Raw genomic sequence first — 21,072 nt, forward strand, 5'->3', positions numbered from 1 at the left:
TACGCAGACCGGCCCTGGAGCAATAATCCCTTCTATTATATGGTAGCATCATGGAATTGTAAAGAACAAACCATTATCTGTACAGGAAATCCTCCGCCCCCCTGGTATAATGGAGTTCCCCGTCATCCGTGAGAAATATGCCGTAGATGCGGTCCATGGACTCTATGAGCCTGGTTCCCTCCTCCAGCCCCAGGGCAAAGCAGGTGGTGCTCAGCCCGTCCCCGTCCACTGACCTGGGTGAAATGATGGATACCTGGGTCAGACCGTTTTCATAGGGATATCCGGTGGCCGGGTCCAGTATGTGATGATAGTTGACGCCATCCTCCACAAAATGACGCTCGTATACACCGGAGGAAACCACAGACATACCGTCTACCTTCAGCGCTGCCACTGTCTCCGTATGGGTTGCATAGGGTCTTTGAAGCCCTATCTTAAAGGGGCTGCCGTCCGGGCGTTTTCCCACGCAGAGCACATTACCGCCCAGGTTAATGACCGCGCTTTTCACTCCCTGTTCCTCCAGGTACGCCTTCATCTGGTCTGCTATGAAACCCTTGGCTATGGCTCCCAGGTCAATGGTGGTATCGTCGTTGAGGAAGGTGACCTGGTTCCCATCCAGAATCACATTCTTATATCCCACTTTTTTTAAATCCGCCTCAATTTCCTCCCTGGGAGGTACATGGGGCGTTTCACCGGTAAAATCCCAAAGGGAACTTAAGGGCTCTATGGTAATGTCAAAGGCCCCCCGGGACACACGGCAGTACTCCAGCCCCTCCGCCAGAACCTGGGCTGTTTTCTCCGATACGGTAATGGTTCTCTCCCCCGGTCTGCGGTGGTTCATTTTATAAATCTCACTGCCCTCCAGAGTCTTGCTGAGCAGTTTCTCATAGTCGGAGCACAGAGCCATGCAGCCGTCCAGTATGGTCTGGTCTTCTGAATCATATAAGGTTACAGTTACAAATGTGTTCAACAAAAAAGACGACCTGGTGACAGGATCCGCAACTTTCTTGCTGCATCCTGCCAGCCAAGCCGTGCACACGATAATCAAACCTGCTGTTATTATTGTCTTTAATCCTGTATTTTTCATGCCTTACATTCTAGCACCCGTCCCTGTAAAAGTCAAGGCAGGAGGCTTTAGGCATTGGTTTCTTCCATATACTCATCCATTACAGCGTCCAGAATCTTCTTAATAGTCTCAGGCGCCCTGCCTCCCACCGGAGTACCGTCAATCTCATTGGCAGCCACACACAGTTTGGTGGATGATGTCACCAGAACCTCGTCCGCATCCATCATCTCCTTCAGGGTATAGGGAGTCTCACTTACCGGAATCTCCAGTTTCTTGCAAATGCGAATCAGATGGGCCCTTGCAATACCCGGAAGTATCAGGTTGTCGGCAGGGGCTGTGTAGAGAATGCCGTCCTTTAGGATATGGCAGTTGCTGTGGGCGCATTCTGTTACACGGTCGCCTCTGTGGAATACTGCTTCCTGGCATCCTGCCTCTTTTGCCTTCTGGGCAGCCATAACGCTGGGCAGCAGGTTCAGGGTTTTGATGTTGCAGTGGAAGAAACGGGTATCCTCCTGGGTGAGCAGGCGAATCTTCTTATACAGGTCCGGTGTTCCCATGGGCTTTAGCATAACCCAGAGATTGGCCGGTACGTTATCCGGGAATTCATGGGTCCTGACAGCAGTGCCGCGGGTTACCTGGAAGTAAATGAACAAATCCCCTGTATCCATCTTATTGACCAGGTCCTGAAGCAGGGCCTTCAGCTCTGCCTTTGTACAGGGCACCTGAATCTTGATAAGGCCCGCGCTGTTGAAGAAGCGGTCAATGTGCTCGTCGATTGCGAAAATCTTGTAATTGCGGCAGGGACCTGCATCGTATACGCCGTCCCCAAACCAGCACACCCTGTCATTCATGGGAACACTCATGTTCTCCAGTTCGTCGTACTTTCCATTATAATAGCCAAGCGTTTTCATATATGTAATCTCCTTTTTAATAATAATTCTCATTGAAACATGAAGCTAAAACCGCTTTTTCTCTTCTTCCGGTATGGCGGAATACATGTTTTTGATTTCCTTCAGCACGAAATGGGTCCTGGTGGCTGATACACCGGGTATGCTCTTGATGGTGCGGTGGATACGCTCCAGCTCATCGGAGGAGGCGCATGATATCTTCAGCACAAAGTCATAATCCCCGGTCAGATAGTAACAGTCCAGGATATTGGGATGGTCCATGATGACCTCGGTAAAGGAATCGTGGAACCTGGGATGCTCCAGGCTGATTTCCATCAGGGCCGTGACATCGTTGCCCAGGGCCTTGGCATCCACTCTTACCGTATAGCCCTTGATGATGCCGGACTCTTCCATCTTCTTGATGCGGTCCAGGACGGCTGATACGGACAGGTGAATGGCCTTGCTGATGTCTGAGGCTGTCTCCCTTCCGTTCTCTTTTAGGATATTCAGTATTTTATAGTCAAGTTTATCCATCTTGTCCCCCTGTTATTTTAGCTTTTCAAATATAGTTTCGTAGTATATACTGGTAGGTGGATAGAATGCATTGTCCCCGAATCATCGGCGGCACAGGCTTTGCTTTCCGGCAGGAGCCTTCTCAATGCCTGCGTGGACATTATAACACAAATCATCCAGGAGTTGTACTATGAATCTCTCTTATTTGAAATATGCGGTAGAAGTGGAAAAAACTGGGTCCATCACAAAGGCGGCTCAGAATTTTTATATGAATCAGCCCCATCTGAGTAAAATCATCCGTGAACTGGAACGGGACCTGGGATGCGATATCTTCGACAGAACCAGCCGCGGCATGGTTCCCACCAAAAAGGGCGAGGAATTCCTGCGCTATGCAAGGGCAATCCTGGTGCAGGAGGAACAGATAGAGGCTCTCTGCGTAAAGAACGGCGAAAAGGCCCTGGAGGTGAATCTCTGTGTTCCCAGAGCCACCTATATTTCCTACGCCTTCTCTGAATTCCTTAAGCATATGGACACCTGTCCCTCCGTCAATGTGCATTACATGGAAACCAACTCCAGGGATACTATCCGGGGCGTGTCCGGCAAGACCTTTGATGTGGGCATCATACGCTGTCAGTCCCTGTATGAATCCTATTATATGAAGCTTCTCCAGGATGAGAACCTGGAGTGGAAGGAGCTGTGGCAGTTTTCCTGTAATGTTCTTATGTCCCCCAGCCACCCCCTGGCTTCCAGGAACGGGCTGACTTATCTGGATTTTACGGATTACATTGAAATCGTCCAGGGGGACATCCAGAACCCGTCCTTTACCTTTGAGGCCCAGGACGCCTCTGCCACCGGCGGCAACTCCAAGAAAACCGTTTCCATCTATGACAGGGGCAGCCAGTTTGAGCTGCTGCGCCAGCTGCCCGGTTCCTACATGTGGACCTCCCCGGTCCCCTGCGGCTGCCTCACCACCTCGGGCCTGATTCAAAAGACCTGCAGTTATCCCGGCAACCTCCACAAGGACCTGCTGATTTACCGGAACGGCTACCGTTTTTCCAAGGAAGAGGAGGAATTCCTCCGGTGCCTCTCACGTATGATAAGCCGGCTCTCTGACTGATTGTCAGTGATTTGCCTCATTCCTTCCATATATATATTCTATAAGCCCGTCAGCCTCTCACATTGCAGCGGCTGACGGGCTTATAGTATGTGATAACCGGTGTAATCCGGCTTATTATCTAAGGAAATACTCTGTTCCCGGAAAACGCCCTTTATTTCCTATTATATAAGGCAGTCTCCCATATTACCATGACCCGGAAAGAATCCTGGCCAGCTCACTGTCCTCGTTCAGTATAACGGTCTTATTATCCCCTTTCAGGGAAGCCTTCAGGGCATCCAGGGAGCGTACATAATTATAGAAGTCAGCCTTTGCCTCGTCATTGTAGGCATCGCTTAATATCTGCATGTACCTGGCCTCGCCCTCTGCCTTGATTTTTTCCGCCTCCGCATTGGCCTTTGCAATGGTTTCCTTTACTGTCTTGTCTGTCTCGTTCTTAATCAGGGAGGACTGGTAATCGCCGTCAGCCGTGTACTGGGCAGCAATGTTGTTTCGCTCGGATATCATTCTCTGGTATACGGACTCCTTATTGGAGTCGGGAAGGTCCAGCTTCTTTGTCTCCACCGCATAAATGTGGATGCCGTAGGAATCCATGGCGTTGCCAATGTTCTCTGTAATGGTCCTGGCCAGGTTCCCGTCCCGGCCGGATATGATATCCGCCTGGTTGGTGGATGAGAGCACATTTTTAATAGAGTTATATACCACATTTCCCAGCCTGACCTCAGCTTTTTCCTTGCTGGCGTTCAGGGAGGCCAGATATTTCACCGGGTCGTTGATATCCCATATAACAAAGGAATCAACGGTCATCACCTTTTTATCCTTTGTGGTGACATCGCTTGGGTACAGGTCGGATATCATTTTATATTTGGGTATTTTCTGCACAGACTGCAGGAAGGGGACCCTGAGGGAGGGACCTGCCGAATCCTCCACCCTGACTACTTTTCCGAACTGGATAATCAGGGAGTACTCATTGGATTTGGTAACCACCAGCGGATTAAAGATGGTGACAGCCAGGAGCACGATAACCAGTATTCCCATGTTTCTCATAAATTTCGTCAATGTCTTCATTACTGTCCGCCTCCGTTCTGGTCATTGTTTTCATCCGTATCATCCTGGTCATAGGCGCCGGACTGGCTGCTTTGGCTGCCTGAACCCTCCTGGCTGGCCTGGTTTGCCTGGTTTGTCTGATTATCCTGGCTGCTGTAGGAACCCTGTGAACCGGTGCCGGTCTGGGGTCCGGTGACAAAGGAATCCAGAGGAAGCATGGTCTGGGTCCCGTCTGAGCCGTTTATGATAACCTTTAAACCCGGCAGGATATCCTCCATGGTTTCATAGAACATTCTCTTCTTTGTGATAAGCGGATACTTTGCATATTCCTGGTACATATCGTTGAACCTGGATACCTGGCCCTCTGCCTCGCTGATTCTCTGCTGGCGGTAGGCTTCCGCATCCCTGGCAGCTTTATCGGCCTTTGCGTTGGCTGCCGGAAGCTGCTGGGACTGGTACTTCCTGGCCTCATTGATTTTGGTATCCATACCCTGCTTGGCATCCTCCACTGCCTTAAATGCATTGTTCACTGCATCCGTTGGAGGCTGCGCGTCCTGGATGGTCACATTGTTGATGCCCAGGCCAATGTCCTCCTGCTCCAGGCGCTCAGACAGCAGCGCCTTGACCTTTGCCTGAATCTCGGATTTTCCGGTGGTTATTACCTCGTCCACGCTGTAGGAGCCGACGGTATCCCTTATATAGGACTGGGCCAGGTTCTTTAAAATAGGAATGGCCGTGTCGCTGTGGATGTATGCTTTAATTGGGTCCACAATCTGATATTCAATGTAAAAATCCACATTCACAAAGTTAAAATCCTTGGTTATCATCTCTGACTCGGACGTAACCGAAACAGGATTGTTCTCGCTGTCCGCATGATTCTGCGCATTGTAGTCCGGGTCGTATCCAATGGGCATACCCTTTATTTCCTTGGACATCTTATGTACCTTCTGTATGAAGGGCACCTTGAACTTGGGTCCTGAGGTAGTTACGCTGCTGGGACGGCCGAAGGTGGTCAGCACTGCCATTTCATTTTCAGACAGGGTGTAGAACGAATCAAAGGCCGCTATTGCCAGGACAGCCACCACAATGGCTATCTTTATGGGACGGAGCATCTTCTTCATCCTCTTATTGCTTTCTTCCCCGTTGTCAAATACTACTTCCGGTCCCTGTTTATTGCTGCCTCCTCCAGGTCCCACGAACTTCTTACCCATGAAAAAATTCATCCGGTATTCCCCTTTCTCAGTCATTTTAGAGAAGTATACCATAAGTTTCACATACCGGATAGCATTTACCCTGAGTTTCCAATAATTTTATAATTCCTTTAGGGAGATGCCGGAAAAGGAATACCGGTATTCCTTTTTCATACCTACCCATTCCCGGTCAATGGTGTTAAGATATAATCGTTAAAGAAATAACACACTGACACAATATTTTACATATAATGGGAGGTATTATCATGAGATTTACACTGCCAAGAGATTTGTACCATGGAAAAGATGCACTGGATGCCCTGAAGACCCTGACCGGCAGAAAAGCCATTGTGGTTGTGGGCGGCGGCTCCATGAAACGTTTTGGTTTTCTGGACAAGGTGGTTGATTACCTGAAGGAAGCCGGCATGGAAGTTAAATTATTCGAAGGCGTTGAGCCTGACCCATCTGTAGATACAGTCATGAAGGGCGCTGCTGCCATGCAGGAATTTGAGCCTGACTGGATTGTGGCAGTAGGCGGCGGTTCTCCCATTGATGCAGCAAAGGCAATGTGGGCATTCTACGAATACCCGGATACATCCTTTGAGGACCTGATTACGCCATTCAACTTCCCAACCCTGCGTACCAAAGCTAAATTCTGTGCGATTTCCTCCACATCAGGAACAGCAACCGAGGTTACCGCATTTTCCGTTATTACTGATTATAAGAAAGGCATCAAATATCCTCTGGCCGACTTCAACATCACACCGGATGTGGCTATTGTGGACCCTGCCCTGGCTGAAACCATGCCCAAGAAGCTGACAGCCCATACAGGAATGGATGCCATGACCCACGCAATTGAGGCTTATGTCTCAACCCTTCACTGCGAGTATACGGACCCGTTAGCTCTCCATGCCATCGAGATGATTAACGAGTATCTGATACCTTCTTATAACGGGGACATGGAAGCCCGTGATAAGATGCACGATGCACAGTGTCTGGCCGGAATGGCGTTCTCCAATGCTTTGCTTGGAATCGTACACTCCATGGCCCATAAGACAGGTGCTGCATATTCCGGCGGTCACATTGTTCACGGTTGTGCTAATGCAATGTACCTCCCCAAGGTTATTAAATATAACTCCAAAGAACCTGAGGCCGCCGCCAGATATGCTAAGATTGCCAAATTCATCAGCCTTCCCGGCACCACGGACGAGGAACTGACCGATGCCCTTATTGCCCGTCTCTTAGAGATGAACAAGGCTCTGGACATCCCCGCCTGCATAAAGGATTACGAGGGCGGAATCATTGATGAGAAGGAATTCATGGATAAGCTTCCACAGGTTGCCGAACTGGCTGTAGGCGATGCCTGCACCGGGTCCAATCCAAGGGCCATCACCCCCAAGGTTATGGAACAGCTGCTGAAATGCTGCTACTATGACGAGGAAGTGAACTTTTAAAAAGCCCCCTTTTGTGTTAATACACTCCATATAAACGGTTTGTTTTTACTGCCCGAAAAGGGTGGGAAAGAATTCGTCTTTCCCACCCTTTTCATTTTGCCGCCTTTACGCTGCCAGAAGCTGTTCCATATAGCGCAGATATCCGCACAGTCCTGTGATGATGAATATTTCCAGAAAGCTGGTGATAAAGCCTGCTTCCAGGAGGAAGAGGACGGAGCAGGCTGCCATCATCCACAAAATTCCCCACGCCCTGCGAAAGCGCATCCGGTCACGGGCGCTGAGAAAGCGGAGGAAACCAATGATGCTGAAGGCCAGAAGCACAGGCGAAAAAAATGCCAGCAGCACATGGAGGTCTGCCTTTAAGGGATATTCCTCCGGCATGTAGGGAATCATAACTGCCATAAGAAGAAAGGCTGCCGCGGTATACATGAGCGTCCTTCCTCCCGGATTCCTGTATCTTCCTATGTGAAAAAGATAACGGACATACACACAGTAATAGATGCCGGTGGCAAATCCCCACACTGCAAACAGCAGCTTATTGCCGGTCCGGTTGCCCAGGACAGACAGGTTGGTACCGGTCCAGCTGTCAAAGGATGCCAGGAATATGGTTATGCCGGGAATCAGATAAATCGTGAAGAGGTCGTATTTTCCTTTAAACCGTATGTTCCGGCCCCACATGGTCCTGCCCCCTTTATCAGATGGTCCCTGCCCTTAAATCTGTCCCGGACCTCCTTATACATGGATATCCGGGACAATGAGGAAGGGAGCGCACGCATCTTTTTCCGATGCGCCGCTCCCTATCATTATCTGATAAAGTGGTGATTTTTACACTTGAATCATTTTCCTTGGAAGGTATCTGCCCTCCAATTATGCCATTGTTTTTAAAAGCTTTTCCACTGAGGAAAGCTTCACGCAAAGGGTGAACAGTTCGGCAGCCATAATCAAATCCCCTAATGTGGGATAGGTGGGAGCGATACGGATGTTGCAGTCATGCGGGTCCTTTCCATATGGATAGGTGGCTCCGGCCGATGTCATGACCACGCCTGCCTTCTTGCACCTGGCCACAATATCCTTTGCGCAGCCTTCCATGGAATCAAAGGAGATAAAGTATCCGCCCTTTGGTTTTGTCCACTGTCCGATTCCCAGCCCTTCCAGCTCCCGTCCCAATATTTCCTCCACTGCCTCGAATTTGGGGCGGATAATGTCTGCATGTTTTCTCATATGCTCTACCATACCGTGGATATCCTTAAAGAAACGGGCATGGCGCAGCTGATTTACCTTGTCGTGGCCAATGGTCTGGTTCTTTAACTGGGCCTTGATGTCCTCCAGGTTATTGTGGGAGGTGGCAATGGCCGCAATACCGGAACCAGGGAAGCTGATTTTGGAGGTGGAAGCAAATTTATAAACCAGGTCCGGATTTCCAGCCCTCTTACACTCTGCCAGAATCTCAATCAGATGGTCCTGGTCGTGGTCATACAGGTGATGTACGCCGTAAGCATTATCCCAGAATATACGGAAGTCCGAGGCAGCCGGTTTCAGCCTTGCAAAACGGCGGACCGTCTCGTCTGAATAGGAATAGCCCTGGGGATTGGAGTACTTGGGCACGCACCAGATTCCCTTGATGGAATCATCGGAAGCCACCAGTTCCTCCACCATATCCATATCTGGTCCATCCTCAGACATGGGCACGTTAATCATCTCAATGCCGAAGTATTCGGTGATAGCGAAATGGCGGTCATATCCGGGAACCGGGCAGAGAAATTTCACCTTATCCAGCTTGCACCAGGGTGTGCATCCCATGATTCCGTGGGTCATGGCCCTGGACACGGTATCGTACATAACGTTCAGGCTGGAGTTGCCGTAAATGATAATGGTGGAAGGGTTCACCTCCATCATATCTGCCAGCAGTACCTTGGCCTCGTCTATACCTGTCAGCACGCCGTAATTGCGGCAGTCCGTTCCGTCCTCGCAGGTCAGGTCACTGGCGCTGTTCAGTACGTCCATCATACCCATGGAAAGGTCCAGCTGTTCCACACATGGCTTACCCCTGGACATATCCAGCTTCAGGTCCTTTGCCTGAAACTCCCGGTACTGTGCTTTCAGGTCCTGGCGCAGTGAAAGCAGTTCTTCTTTTGTCATCTCTGCATATGGCTTCATAATATCCTCCTGGCTCACTATATTTTCTATAAAATGTGTCCGTCAGGCAGACATCTGTCAGCCACCGGTCAACATTTTTGTACATTGTACTAAAGCATACACCAATTGAAGCATTCCGTCAATACAAAATTTTCTTATATTGTCAAAAGATATGCTTATGTCTTTTTCCTTCTGCCTCTATCCCTGCTTATACGTCTCTGCTTGTTCATCCCTGCCTAAACATCCCTGCCTAAACATCCTTACCGGCAAGCAGCTCCTTCACAAGCTTATTTACCATGGCCGGGTCCGCCTTTCCCTTCATGGCCTTCATAGTCCGGCCCACCAGAAATCCCATGGCCTTTTCCTTGCCGTTCCTGTAATCCTCCACGGACTGCGGATTCGCTGCCATTACCGCCTCCGCGGTGCTGCGCAGGGTTCCTTCGTCCGTTACCACCTTAAGGCCTTTTTCCTCCACATACTTCCCAGGGTCAATGTCGTGCCTGAATATCTCCTCAAACACAGTCCTGGCAACTGTTCTGTTAATGGTGTTTTTCTCCACCATACCGATAAGGGCAGCCAGATGGGCGGGCGAAAATCTCATGTCCTCCGGGTCCATTTCCTGCTCCTTCATCAGACGCATGGCCTCCACCATAAGCCAGTTGGATACCTCCTTGGGCTGTCCGCTCAGCCGCGTGGTCTCCTCAAAGATATCCGCCATGTGCTTAGAGCTGGTGAGCAGCCTGGCGTCATATTCAGGAAGTCCGTATTCCTCTCTGTAGCGGATGATTTTCTCTGTGCGCAGCTCCGGCTGGCGGGCCTTTACCCGGGCAATCCATTCATCGCTTATGACCACCGGCGCCAGGTCTGGGTCAGGAAAATACCTGTAATCCTGGGCATCCTCCTTGGAGCGCATGGCCTTGGAACTTTCCTTGTTGTCATCCCAGCGCCGCGTCTCCTGGATTACCTTCTTCCCCTCTTCCAGCAGCTCAATCTGGCGCCTGCGCTCCCCCTCGATGGCCCTGGCGATGGCCTTAAAGGAGTTCAGGTTTTTCATCTCTGTCCTGGTGCCAAACGAAGGCGCACCTGCCTCCCTTACGGACAGGTTCACATCCACCCTCATGGAGCCTTCCTGGAGCTTGCAGTCAGAGGCCCCCAGGTACTGGATAATCAGCCTCAGCTTCTCCAGATACGCTATGACTTCCCCGGAGCTGCGCATATCCGGCTCCGATACAATCTCAATCAGAGGAACACCGCTGCGGTTGTAATCCACCAGGGAACAGTCCTCCCACTCATCGTGAATCAGCTTGCCTGCATCCTCCTCCATATGGATTTCGTGGATTCCCACACGTTTCCTGCTGCCGGATTCTGTCTCTATGTCCACCCAGCCGTCATGGCAGATAGGCAGGTAGAGCTGGGATATCTGGTAGTTCTGCGGGTTGTCCGGATAAAAATAATTCTTCCGGTCAAATTTACAGTACTGGTTAATCCGGCAGTTGACAGCCAGCCCCACTGCCAGCGCATACTCCACCACCTGCTTATTCAGCACGGGCAGGGAACCGGGCATACCGGTGCACACAGGACAGGTATGGGTGTTGGGCTCTCCCCCGAAACGGGTGGAACAGCCGCAGAAAATCTTGGTTTTGGTGGCCAGCTCCACATGGACTTCCAGGCCTATGACAGTCTCGTACTGTTTACTCATGGCTCATCCTCCTCTCTGCTGTCCCGGTCATGGCGCCGGACAGTACCTCTGCTGTCCCGGCCGTCACAGAAGGCAGTTTCCACTTCCGGGACTGCTCGTAAGCATAGGCGGCCCGTATGATGTTCTTTTCCTTAAAACAGTCCCCTATGAGCTGCAGGCCAATGGGAAGCCCTTTTGAATCCAGGCCGCAGGGAAGGCTGATTCCCGGAAGGCCGGCCAGGTTCACGGAAATGGTATAGATATCCCCCAGATACATCTTCAGCGGGTCCCCCAGGGACTGGCCCAGCCGCGGAGCAGTCCCTGGCGCTGCAGGCGCCAGTATTACGTCGTACGATGCAAAGGCCCGGTCAAATTCCTTCTTAATCAGCGCCTTGGTGCGGAGGGCCTTCAGATAATATGCGTCATAGTAGCCGGAGCTCAGCACAAAGGAGCCCAGCATGATGCGGCGCTTCACCTCCGGGCCAAATCCCTGGGAACGGCTTTTCTTGTACATACTGTGAAGGTCCTCGTACTCCGGCGCACGGTACCCGTACTTTACCCCGTCAAACCGCGACAGGTTGGAACTGGCTTCTGCGGAGGCAATGACATAGTAAGCAGGTATGGCATATTCCACCAGCTTAAGGTCAAAGGTTTCCACCACAGCCCCCATTTCCCCCAGTACCCCGGCTGCTTCCAGCACAGCGTCCCTTACCTCCTGGTCCAGACCCTGGCCAAAGTAGGATTCCGGTATGCCGATGCGCATTCCCTTTACATCCGATGACAGGGCCGGGGTGAAACCGCAGTCCCCGCGCTCCATGGACGTGCTGTCCTTTGGGTCGTGGGAGGCCAGGACCTCCAGAATTGCAGCACAGTCCGACACGTCCTTTGCCACAGGCCCAATCTGGTCCAGAGAAGAACCATAGGCAATGAGCCCATACCTGGACACGGTACCGTAGGTGGGCTTGATTCCCGTGACACCGCAGAAGGCGCTGGGCTGGCGTATGGAACCGCCTGTATCGGACCCCAGGGCATAAAAGCATTCCCCGGCAGCCACCGCTGCACAGGAACCGCCGGAGGAGCCCCCCGGCACATGCTCCGTGTTCCAGGGATTCCTGGTAACCCCGAAGGCAGATGTCTCCGTGGTGCTTCCCATGGCGAATTCATCCATGTTGGTCTTTCCCAGGATGACGGCTCCTGCCTGTTCCAGATTGGCCACGGCCTGGGCCGTATAGGTTGGAACAAAATGTTCCAGTATCCTGGAGCTGCAGGTGGTGCGCATTCCTTCCGTGCACATGTTATCCTTGATGGCCACAGGCACACCCGCCAGGGGGCCGGTCAGCCTTCCTGCCTCAATTTCCGCCTGGACCTTTCCGGCCCGTTCCATGGTCCTCTCTTCGTCCACAGTCACGTAGGCGTGAATGGATGGCTCCACGGCTTTCATCCGTGCCAGGGATGCTTCTGCGGCCTGGACCGCAGTGATTTCCCCTGACTGAATCCTTCTTCCCAGCTCCAGGGCTGTCATATCCAATATGCTCATGCTCCCATTCCTCCTACTCTACGGTCTTGGGCACTTTAAATGCTCCGTCCTTGTGCCGGGGTGCGTTGGACAGGATGCGCTCCCTCTCATCCCCATTTGTTACTATATCCTCACGGAACACGTTATTTAACGGAAATACGTGGGACATGGGCTCCACTCCCTGTGTGTCCAGTTCATTGAGCTTATCTATATAATCCAGCATCCTTCCCATATCCTTCTTTGCTTCCTCCTTTTCCTCCGGAGAAAGTTCCAGCTTAGCCAGGATGCCCGCGTATTCTATTGTCTGGTCGCTTATTTTGTTTGCCATGATTTTCTGCTCCTCTCAGTCATATTCCTGTTCCTATGGCTCCAGCCTGTTCACATCCCTTGGGAACAATGCGGCTTCCCTGACATTCTGCTCATCCAGAAGCCTCATGGTAAGGCGTTCCAGGCCAATGCCCAGCCCGCCGTGGGGCGGCATTCCGTATTTGAAAATCATCAGATAGGAAGCAATATCCTCTGGATTCATGCCACGCTTCTCCATCTTGGCTGTTATTTCCTTATAATCGTGAATCCTCTGTCCGCCCGTGGTCACCTCCAGCCCGCGGAACAAAAGGTCAAAACTCAGTGTGAATTTGGGGTCTGCCGGGTCATCCATTGCGTAGAACGGCCGCTTTTTAGACGGATAATGGGTAACAAACACAAAATCACTGCCGTACTCTTCCCGGAAATACCGCCCTATGAGCAGTTCCTCCTCCGGCTCCAAATCATAGGGATTGCGTATCCTCCTGTCATACCTGCGGGACACAAGCTCCTTGGCCTGGTCAAAGCGGACAGCGGGAATCCGTCCCACCTCCGGCAGGGTCACTCCCAGCATATCCAGCTCCTGTTTATACTCCTGCTCCAGCAGCCTCATAACATGCTGGAGCATTCCTGTCTCCATATCCATCACATCCCGAAAACTGTCAATATATCCCATCTCAAAATCCAGGCTTGTATATTCGTTGAGATGGCGGGTGGTATTATGCTTTTCAGCGCGGAACACCGGGGCTGCCTCAAATACCCTGTCGTACACTCCCACCATGGCCTGCTTATAGAACTGGGGACTCTGTCCCAGCTCCGCCTTCTTATTAAAATACTCCAGCTTAAAAACATTGGAGCCGCCCTCTGCCCCTCTTGCCACGATTTTGGGGGTGCGTATCTCCGTAAAGCCCTGTCCGGCAAGATAATCCCTGAATCCTCTTACAATTCCCTCCTGAATCTTGAATTTGGCCCGTTCCCGCACATTGCGCAGGGAAATGGGACGCAGGGAGAGCTTTGTCTCCAGGGACGTGTTTAACTTCCATTTGCTGACAGCCAGGGGAAGGGGCTCTGCCGGCTGGGACAGCACCTGTATTTCCTTCAGCCGTATCTCAAATCCGTGGGGCGCCCGTTCCTCGGCCCTTATAGTCCCCCTCACCTCCACGGTGCTCTCTTCCTTCAATTCCCTGATATCAAAATCCGTAACCCCTGCCTCGTACACGCACTGCACCAGTCCCTGGGACTTGCGCAGAATGACGAAAGCCACCTCCCCCATATGGCGTATGGTGTGAACCGCTCCGTTCATCCGTATATCCCTGCCCTCATAATCCCCTGCAAGCACTTCCCTGATATCCAGGACCTTCTTCTCCTTAACTCCGCTGATAAATTCCATGGCACTCTCTCCTCGCTATGAGCACTTGACATCTGTGTTTTAAGATGTCTAGCGCGATGCATATCACTGGCACTTGGCAGGCGTATTTTGACTGCCTAGTGCAGTGATTCGCTATGAGCACTTGACATCTGTGTTTCGGTTCCGGTTCATTCTCTTCTCCATGGACACAAGCCGGCTGTCTGGCCCACAAACAAAAAAACGCCCCGGAACACAGTAACTGCATTCCGGGACGGGATTTACTTCAGACATTTCCCGCGGTACCACCCGCATTGAGACCTGGTCCCGTATCACACTGCCATACGTTTCCAGCTCCCCTCTCTATGTACGTAACGTGTACAACGGATATACCTACTATCAGCCGCGTCCTGCCCGGCAGCCTCCGGTTCAGTCCCTGACCGCTTCGATATACCAGCTCCAGAGTGTTCCCTTAGCCCAGTCCTGCCTGGCGGCGCTCTCAGTCGGTGACGCCCCCTTCCTGTCACATTTCTCAGGCCAGAGTCTCTTTCATTGCTGTTGATTATTTATTTACTAAAATAGTACATGGCGGATTCAAAGTCAAGGGCAAATATTTCTCCGGGAAGAATTTTAGATAATTTGACAATAAATCCATACATGTCTGAATATTTATTGTAACAATTGAAAGTGTCAGCCGCCGTCCTATGGCAGGGCCGGAAAACAGGACATGATAGGTCAATGGGTGTCATAGTTTTGCTCTGTCCCTCATAAAATGCTATATGGAAATTACTATACACATAAAGGAGCTCATGATGTTATCCATCCATGATTTTCATTATTCCTCCGATGTACCCTATCCGCCCATCAAGGCTGAATCCGGAAATCCGGCCTATGCAAGGGTGATGTTGGACAACATAGGCGGAAGCAATTCAGAGATGTCCGCCATATCTCTCTATATCTTCAACCAGCTGATTACCGGGTACAATCCCGATATCAGCACCGTATTTCACAAGGTCAGCATCGTGGAAATGCATCACCTGGAAATATTCGGAACATTGGCGCAGCAGCTGGGGGAGGAACCGCGGCTGTGGACACAGCACGGATGCAAGAAGATATACTGGTCCCCCAGCTACAACCAGTATCCCGAAGACCTGGGGGCACTGATGCGCAATGTCATTGACGGTGAAAAGGCAGCCATCAGCAAATATCAGCACCAGATTTCCTACATACGGGATGAAAATATCACAGAGAATTTACGGCGCATTATTTTGGATGAACGGCTGCACGTGGAGATTTTTGAAAAGGTCTACGGAGCGTATTGTTCCTGAACGGCCTTAAGCATGGCGTATATTCGTATACTCCGATATCTCCCTGCTGATGGTGCACAGGTCGTCCACATCCATGTGGTGAATGTCGTCATGCCCTGTAATCCTGGCAAATGTCTTAATCTCTTCCAGGGATACCCTGAGGAAATTAGCCACTCTCTGCGCAGCTGCGTCCTCCCTTAAGCGGCTGCGCAGCTTTGCGTCCTGGGTTGCCACTCCTACGGGGCACATACCTGTGCCGCATATGCGGTACTGCTGGCAGGCTGCTGCCATCAATGCAGCGGATGCAACCGCAACCGCGTCCGCTCCCATGGCCAGCGCCTTTGCAAAATCAGAGGATACCCGCAGACCGCCTGTTATCACCAGCTGGGCGTCGCACCCCGCCTGGTCCAGATATTTCCTGGCCCTGTAAAGGGCATAAACCGTGGGCACGCTGGTGGAGTCCCTGATAATCCTGGGACTGGCACCGGTTGCGCCTCCCCTTCCGTCTATGGTAATGAAATCCGGTCCCCCATAGACGCAGAATTCCAAATCCTTCTCAATCCTTCCCGCTGCTATCTTAATGCCAATGGGCCGTCCCCCGGACACAAAACGCAGTCTGTCCACCAGGGCTTTCAAATCCTCTTTGGTATCAATGCCTGGAAAACGCGACGGGCTGATAACATCCTGGCCCAGAGGTTTATTCCTTATGGCGGCAATCTCCGGAGTCACCTTGCCTCCCGGAAGATGGCCTCCCATACCGGGCTTTGTGCCCTGTCCGATTTTTATCTCTATGGCGTCCGCATCCCTCAGGTTCTGGTCAGTGACACTATACTGGTTGGGCACGTATTCAAATATATACTTATAGGCTGCTGCTTTTTCCTCCGGCAGTATGCCTCCCTCGCCGGAGCACATGGCGGTGCGGACCATGGCGCTTCCCCTGGACAGCGCTGTCTTTGCCTCCCTGGAAAGAGCTCCAAAGGACATGTGGGAAATATAAACAGGATGGTCCAGGACCATGGGCTTGGCCGCATGTTTTCCTATAATGGTTTCGGTCTTTACCGGGGCATGTTCATCCAATGGCATGGGATTCAGCTGGGCGCCCAGAAACAGGATATCGTCCCAGCCCGGCATGGGCATCTGTGTTCCCATGGCAGCAATGATGGACTGTCCCTTCACCGCCATCTCGTGAATCTCGTCCATATAGCGGGCATCGGTCTGGGTCCTGGCATACTCCGGGTCATAGGCCTCTGCCTCGCCCGTACCGGCGCCGCAGCCTTCACATTTTTCCTGAGCCTCTTCCTTTTTGGCCGGCGCCTCCATCCCCTTCCCATTCTCCGGGTTCCTGCCTCCGTCCTCAGTCTTCACCAGCTTGTCAGCCGTGACCATGCACACGGGACAGACCTTTAAATCAGATACCGGCACCCCCTCCTTTTCCTCGTCATAAATAGAACCACAAAATCTGCAACGGTATACTGCCATTCTGTTTCCCCCTTCTCTTGGTTTACCTTTAATAATAGTAATTATTACTATTTTAAATATAGCACAAACACACTGCAATGTCCAGTGTTTTATACCTTCATATATCATTGACTTACCTGTATAAATAATGTTACAATATCTTTCATGCACAAACGAGAAAGGAAGTCGCTATACAATGTCCCAAGAAAACAAGATGGGCGTCATGCCCATTAATAAACTGCTGATATCCATGTCCCTGCCCATGATTATCTCTATGCTGGTACAGGCCCTGTACAATATCGTGGACAGCGTGTTTGTATCCATGATTAACCAGGCTGCCCTGACCGCAGTATCCATGGCATTTCCCATCCAGAACCTGCTGATTGCGGTGTCTGCCGGTACCTGTGTGGGTGTCAACGCCCTGCTGTCCCGTTCCCTGGGGGAGAAAAATCCCAAGGCTGCCAACCTGGCTGCTGTCAACGGGCTGTTCCTGGCCTTCTTAAGCTTCCTGGCCTTTGCAGTCTTCGGCCTGTTCGGCGCCAGGCTGTTCTTTGAAAGCCAGACAACCAATCCGGTCATCATTGAATACGGCGTACAGTATCTTCAGATTGTCTGCCTCTTCAGTTTCGGGCTCTTTGGGGAAATGATGTTTGAAAGGATTCTCCAGTCCACAGGCCAGACCTTTTACTGTATGATTACACAGGGCACCGGCGCCATCATCAATATCATACTGGACCCCATTCTTATCTTCGGCCTGTTCGGAGTGCCTGCGATGGGAATTCAGGGTGCTGCAGCAGCCACTGTATTCGGCCAGATTGTGGCCATGTTCCTGGCCCTTGTACTGAACCATACCAAAAACAAGGATGTGCGCATCAGTTTCAGGGGATTTACTCCTAACCGGAAGACTATTTCTGTTATCTACCAGGTGGGCGTGCCCTCCATCATCATGCAGTCCATCAGCTCTGTCATGACCTTTGGAATGAACAAGATTCTGATTGGATTTTCTGAGACAGCCGTCGCTGTATTCGGAGTGTATTTCAAGCTTCAGAGCTTTATCTTCATGCCGATATTCGGACTGAACAACGGTATGATACCCATTGTAGCCTATAACTACGGGGCGCGCAGCAAAAAGCGCATCATGGAGACGGTCCGCCTGAGCATCGGCATTGCAGTCGGCATCATGCTCGCCGGACTGTTGGTGTTCCATCTCATGACGCCCCAGCTGCTGCTGCTCTTCCAGGCAGACGAGGAAATGCTGTCCATCGGCGTCCCCGCCCTCCGCATCATCAGCCTCAGCTTCCTGTTTGCAGGTTACTGCATCATCGTAGGCTCTGTATTCCAGGCCCTGGGCAACGGCGTATACAGCCTGATTATATCCGTGGCCAGACAGCTTGTATGTATCCTCCCCCTGGCCTGGTTCTTCGCCCAATCCTTTGGGCTGCACGCAGTGTGGTTCTCCCTGCCTCTGGCTGAAATCACCTCCGTGGTGCTCAGTTCCGTCCTGTTCCGCAAGATTTATCTGGATAAGATAAAGCCCCTGGGACAGCCTGCCGCCTGACGGCGGCCGGATGAGCCATATGATTGCGGATGCTGATTTAAGTCCGCATGCTGATTTAAATCCAGATAACTCACAGACAAAAACGGGCTGTCCGGGAATGTAAACTGTTCCCGGACGGCCCGTCTCTCTGCTATGCTGCTGTGTTTCTTAATCTTGTACTTACATTTCATTCCCTACTCTGCCGCATAATTCAGTCTTACCGTAATATTGGCAGTCTTGTTCCTGGAGCTGGTATCCAGGTACCCGTCGTAGCTGTAGGATTCCGACCCGGAATTCTTGGCCGTAATCTGGAACACGCCCAAGGTGGCGCTTAACAGCTTGCCTGCCTTTGCTCCTGAGCCGGCGGACATGATGTCGATGCGCTCCTTTGCATTGGCAGTGGCCTTTTCAATCAGGTCCAGCTTTACCTCATCCAGCTTGGTGTAATAATATTCCGGCAGATTGGACTCAAACTCCACTCCTGATTCAATCAGCTTGGTGATGTCCCTGGAGATATTCTCCACCTTGTCAATATCGTAGGATGATACCGTCAGGCTCTGAGTCAGGTCATATCCCTCCGGCTCATCTCCCAGGTACCTGCCCTCATCGTCGTATCGGGACGTATAGGTCTGGGAAATATTCACGGAGCTGAATATCATCTCATCCTCCGCCACCTGGTTTTCCTCCAGATACCGCCTTACCAGTTCCGCATCCTTTTTGATAATGGCATAGGCATCCTTTGGCGTGTTCCCATGAACCGAAAAGCTGCCTCTCCACACTATCAGGTCCGATTCAAAATCACAGCTGGCTGAACCGGTTGCAGTGATTCCGCTTCCTCCGCCGCTCTTCTTATAATTCACCAGTCCGCCGGTAAAGATGCTGACGCAGATAATGGCTCCAATTGTGGCAATAAGCGCGATAAGCACGGACCTGCCCTGGGCCGGGAAACCTGCCCTTTCCTTTTTCTCCTTGTTCTCTTCCAATCCCTCACAAACCTCCTTTGACATGTTCTTACAAACCTGCGCGCCCTGCGCAGGATGTGATGGTCTTAGTATAGCACGTAAGAGTTGAAAGAGACCTAACGGCTTTCTTAATATTTACGGTCAAAATAGGGGCTTCATCATACCTATATCAAGGCATCCAGCCGTTTAAGGGCTTCAATGTATATCACCATGGCATTGGTAAGGTTCTCAATCCTCACACACTCATCGGGCTGGTGGCCTCCGCCGTGTCCGGGAGGGCAGGGCTTTTTCTGTCCCCTGATACCCGGTCCAAAGGCAACTGCATTAGGCAGCTTCCTGGCATAGGTGCCTCCGCCCATGGAGTAGGCTTTGTCCTCTGTCCCCAGCACCTGGCTGCACAGGGCGGTCAGCTCCTTTACCACCGGGCTTTCCGGGTCAATGACACAGGGCGGGTTATCCCGGCTCCAGTCCAGTATCCAGCCGTATTGCCTGGCTGCTGCGCTCATCTGCTCCACCAGGGATGCCGCATCCGCTGTTACCGGATAGCGGATATTGAAATTCTGGATGAACCTTCCCCTTTCTGTCCGGGCCATGCCTCCCACCAGGGTAAGCCTGCCGGACAGGGAATCCTCAAACCGGAGGTTCATTCCTTCCCCATAATAATCCGCAAATCCCTGGTCCAGAAACCGGAAGCAGGTCCTTTCCTCTTCTGTCAGAAAGGGAGCTCCTGCCAGCATATGGGCCAGCTTCACGGCCGCACTGTCAGACCCCTCAGGAAAGGCAGCGTGGGCAGTCTTTCCTGAGGCCTTTACCAGGATGCCGCCATTGTCCGACACTGTAAAATCCTGCCGGTTCTCCAGGCTGTCCACATAGGCCCTGACCGTCTCACAGGCAACCTGGTCCAGGTATACCCGGGCCTCTGCCGGAACTGCATTGGATGCCACCCCGGCGGAAAACATGGCCCCATGGCCCTCCGGAATCCCGCATGAAAATTCCCCTTCCAGAATTCCCTTTTCCCCGTAGCAGACAGGAAAGGAAGCGTCCGGCGTAAAAGAGAACTCCGGAGTAGGATAATGGGAGGTGTAGTACTCAATATCCTCCATCCCCCGTTCCTCACTGCATCCCAGATACAGCCGTATGGTGTGCTCCAGCCGTATTCCCTGCTCCTTCAGATATTTCATGCTGTAGAGCGCGGCAGCGGCAGGCCCCTTGTTGTCCGCACTTCCCCGGCCGTACAGCCACCCGTCCTTCACCACGGGTACGTAGGGGTCTGTACTCCATCCGTTTCCCTCATGCACCACATCCAGATGGACGAACATGCCGATTTCCTTCCCCGTCCTGCCCGGCATAAGGATGCTTCCGCAGTGGTAGCCATGGTTTTCCGTCTCAAATCCCATGCTCCGTCCAATCTCCAGGGCCCTGTCCAATACCAAGGCGCAGCCCTCCCCGTAGGGATGTTCCCCTGTTCCCGGTTCGCTGACACTGCGGATTTTCATTAGCTCCATGGCAGTATCCAGCATATTGTCTCTCTGGTCCAATACCCATTCTTTTACATCCATATT

Annotated in this window: 18 protein-coding genes; 4 read left to right on the plus strand and 14 right to left on the minus strand. The window is 51.8% G+C overall.

The window, feature by feature from the left end; translation table 11 throughout:
* Positions 1 to 73 precede the first annotated feature (73 nt).
* From I2H39_RS14525 to I2H39_RS14535, 3 genes are all read right to left on the minus strand, one after another.
* On the minus strand, positions 74 to 970 hold the full coding sequence (locus I2H39_RS14525; protein ID WP_347708587.1) for an FAD:protein FMN transferase: 897 nt from the start codon (positions 968 to 970) through the stop codon (positions 74 to 76).
* Between the two features lie 161 nt (positions 971 to 1,131).
* Positions 1,132 to 1,974 (minus strand): aminotransferase class IV, encoded by an 843-nt coding sequence (locus I2H39_RS14530; protein ID WP_138310504.1) that lies wholly within the window; start codon positions 1,972 to 1,974, stop codon positions 1,132 to 1,134.
* A 45-nt stretch (positions 1,975 to 2,019) separates the two neighbouring features.
* On the minus strand, positions 2,020 to 2,484 hold the full coding sequence (locus I2H39_RS14535; RefSeq protein WP_002568474.1) for an Lrp/AsnC family transcriptional regulator: 465 nt from the start codon (positions 2,482 to 2,484) through the stop codon (positions 2,020 to 2,022).
* 169 nt (positions 2,485 to 2,653) lie between these two features.
* Here I2H39_RS14535 and I2H39_RS14540 point away from each other — a divergent pair, with 169 nt between their 5' ends.
* Complete coding sequence (locus tag I2H39_RS14540; protein WP_138310505.1) at positions 2,654 to 3,580, plus strand: LysR family transcriptional regulator; 927 nt, start codon at positions 2,654 to 2,656, stop codon at positions 3,578 to 3,580.
* A 183-nt stretch (positions 3,581 to 3,763) separates the two neighbouring features.
* Here I2H39_RS14540 and I2H39_RS14545 read toward each other — a convergent pair whose 3' ends face one another.
* Together I2H39_RS14545 and hflK are read right to left on the minus strand one after the other, a co-directional pair.
* Positions 3,764 to 4,645: a protease modulator HflC gene (locus I2H39_RS14545; protein WP_138310506.1), complete on the minus strand. Its 882-nt coding sequence runs from the start codon at positions 4,643 to 4,645 to the stop codon at positions 3,764 to 3,766.
* The gene (hflK, locus tag I2H39_RS14550; protein ID WP_138310507.1) at positions 4,645 to 5,847 is read right to left on the minus strand and encodes an FtsH protease activity modulator HflK; all 1,203 of its coding nucleotides are present in this window, start codon (positions 5,845 to 5,847) and stop codon (positions 4,645 to 4,647) included. Before hflK ends, I2H39_RS14545 begins: the two co-directional genes overlap by 1 nt.
* Positions 5,848 to 6,077: 230 nt before the next feature.
* On the opposite strand from hflK, the gene I2H39_RS14555 reads away from it, so the two are divergent.
* A complete protein-coding gene (locus I2H39_RS14555) occupies positions 6,078 to 7,268 on the plus strand; it encodes an iron-containing alcohol dehydrogenase (RefSeq protein ID WP_195626837.1) in 1,191 nt (396 codons plus the stop codon).
* 105 nt (positions 7,269 to 7,373) lie between these two features.
* On the opposite strand, the gene I2H39_RS14560 is transcribed toward I2H39_RS14555, so the two are convergent.
* The 6 genes from I2H39_RS14560 to aspS all read right to left on the minus strand — a co-directional run bounded on the left by I2H39_RS14560 (position 7,374) and on the right by aspS (position 14,291).
* The gene (locus I2H39_RS14560) at positions 7,374 to 7,946 is read right to left on the minus strand and encodes a hypothetical protein (protein WP_195626794.1); all 573 of its coding nucleotides are present in this window, start codon (positions 7,944 to 7,946) and stop codon (positions 7,374 to 7,376) included.
* A gap of 189 nt (positions 7,947 to 8,135) precedes the next feature.
* A complete protein-coding gene (locus I2H39_RS14565) occupies positions 8,136 to 9,425 on the minus strand; it encodes an aminotransferase (protein ID WP_138310510.1) in 1,290 nt (429 codons plus the stop codon).
* A gap of 229 nt (positions 9,426 to 9,654) precedes the next feature.
* Positions 9,655 to 11,103 (minus strand): Asp-tRNA(Asn)/Glu-tRNA(Gln) amidotransferase subunit GatB, encoded by a 1,449-nt coding sequence (gene gatB, locus I2H39_RS14570; protein ID WP_195626795.1) that lies wholly within the window; start codon positions 11,101 to 11,103, stop codon positions 9,655 to 9,657.
* Positions 11,096 to 12,619 (minus strand): Asp-tRNA(Asn)/Glu-tRNA(Gln) amidotransferase subunit GatA, encoded by a 1,524-nt coding sequence (gene gatA / locus I2H39_RS14575; protein ID WP_195626796.1) that lies wholly within the window; start codon positions 12,617 to 12,619, stop codon positions 11,096 to 11,098. Before gatA ends, gatB begins: the two co-directional genes overlap by 8 nt.
* 13 nt (positions 12,620 to 12,632) lie before the next feature.
* Positions 12,633 to 12,926, minus strand: coding sequence for an Asp-tRNA(Asn)/Glu-tRNA(Gln) amidotransferase subunit GatC (gatC, locus tag I2H39_RS14580; RefSeq protein ID WP_138310513.1), 294 nt, complete (start codon positions 12,924 to 12,926; stop codon positions 12,633 to 12,635).
* 33 nt (positions 12,927 to 12,959) lie between these two features.
* On the minus strand, positions 12,960 to 14,291 hold the full coding sequence (gene aspS, locus I2H39_RS14585; protein WP_195626797.1) for an aspartate--tRNA(Asn) ligase: 1,332 nt from the start codon (positions 14,289 to 14,291) through the stop codon (positions 12,960 to 12,962).
* A gap of 734 nt (positions 14,292 to 15,025) precedes the next feature.
* On the opposite strand from aspS, the gene I2H39_RS14590 reads away from it, so the two are divergent.
* The gene (locus I2H39_RS14590) at positions 15,026 to 15,574 is read left to right on the plus strand and encodes a ferritin family protein (RefSeq protein ID WP_330641013.1); all 549 of its coding nucleotides are present in this window, start codon (positions 15,026 to 15,028) and stop codon (positions 15,572 to 15,574) included.
* A 6-nt stretch (positions 15,575 to 15,580) separates the two neighbouring features.
* Here the strand turns inward: I2H39_RS14590 and I2H39_RS14595 are convergent, their stop codons facing one another.
* Positions 15,581 to 17,032, minus strand: a complete 1,452-nt coding sequence (locus I2H39_RS14595; RefSeq protein WP_195626798.1) for a glutamate synthase-related protein — start codon at positions 17,030 to 17,032, stop codon at positions 15,581 to 15,583.
* Between the two features lie 175 nt (positions 17,033 to 17,207).
* On the opposite strand from I2H39_RS14595, the gene I2H39_RS14600 reads away from it, so the two are divergent.
* Positions 17,208 to 18,569 carry an MATE family efflux transporter gene (locus tag I2H39_RS14600; RefSeq protein WP_195626799.1) on the plus strand — a complete coding sequence of 454 codons (1,362 nt, stop codon included), beginning with the start codon at positions 17,208 to 17,210 and terminating at the stop codon, positions 18,567 to 18,569.
* Positions 18,570 to 18,742: 173 nt separating this feature from the next.
* Here the strand turns inward: I2H39_RS14600 and I2H39_RS14605 are convergent, their stop codons facing one another.
* Complete coding sequence (locus tag I2H39_RS14605) at positions 18,743 to 19,531, minus strand: SIMPL domain-containing protein (protein ID WP_195626800.1); 789 nt, start codon at positions 19,529 to 19,531, stop codon at positions 18,743 to 18,745.
* A gap of 143 nt (positions 19,532 to 19,674) precedes the next feature.
* Entirely contained in the window at positions 19,675 to 21,069 is a 1,395-nt protein-coding gene (locus I2H39_RS14610; RefSeq protein ID WP_138310519.1) for a Sapep family Mn(2+)-dependent dipeptidase, read from the minus strand.
* Between the last annotated feature and the right edge of the window lie 3 nt (positions 21,070 to 21,072).

The sequence above is a fragment of the Clostridium sp. 1001283B150225_161107_B6 genome, from assembly GCF_015556325.1.
Taxonomy (GTDB): Bacteria; Bacillota; Clostridia; order Lachnospirales; family Lachnospiraceae; genus Enterocloster.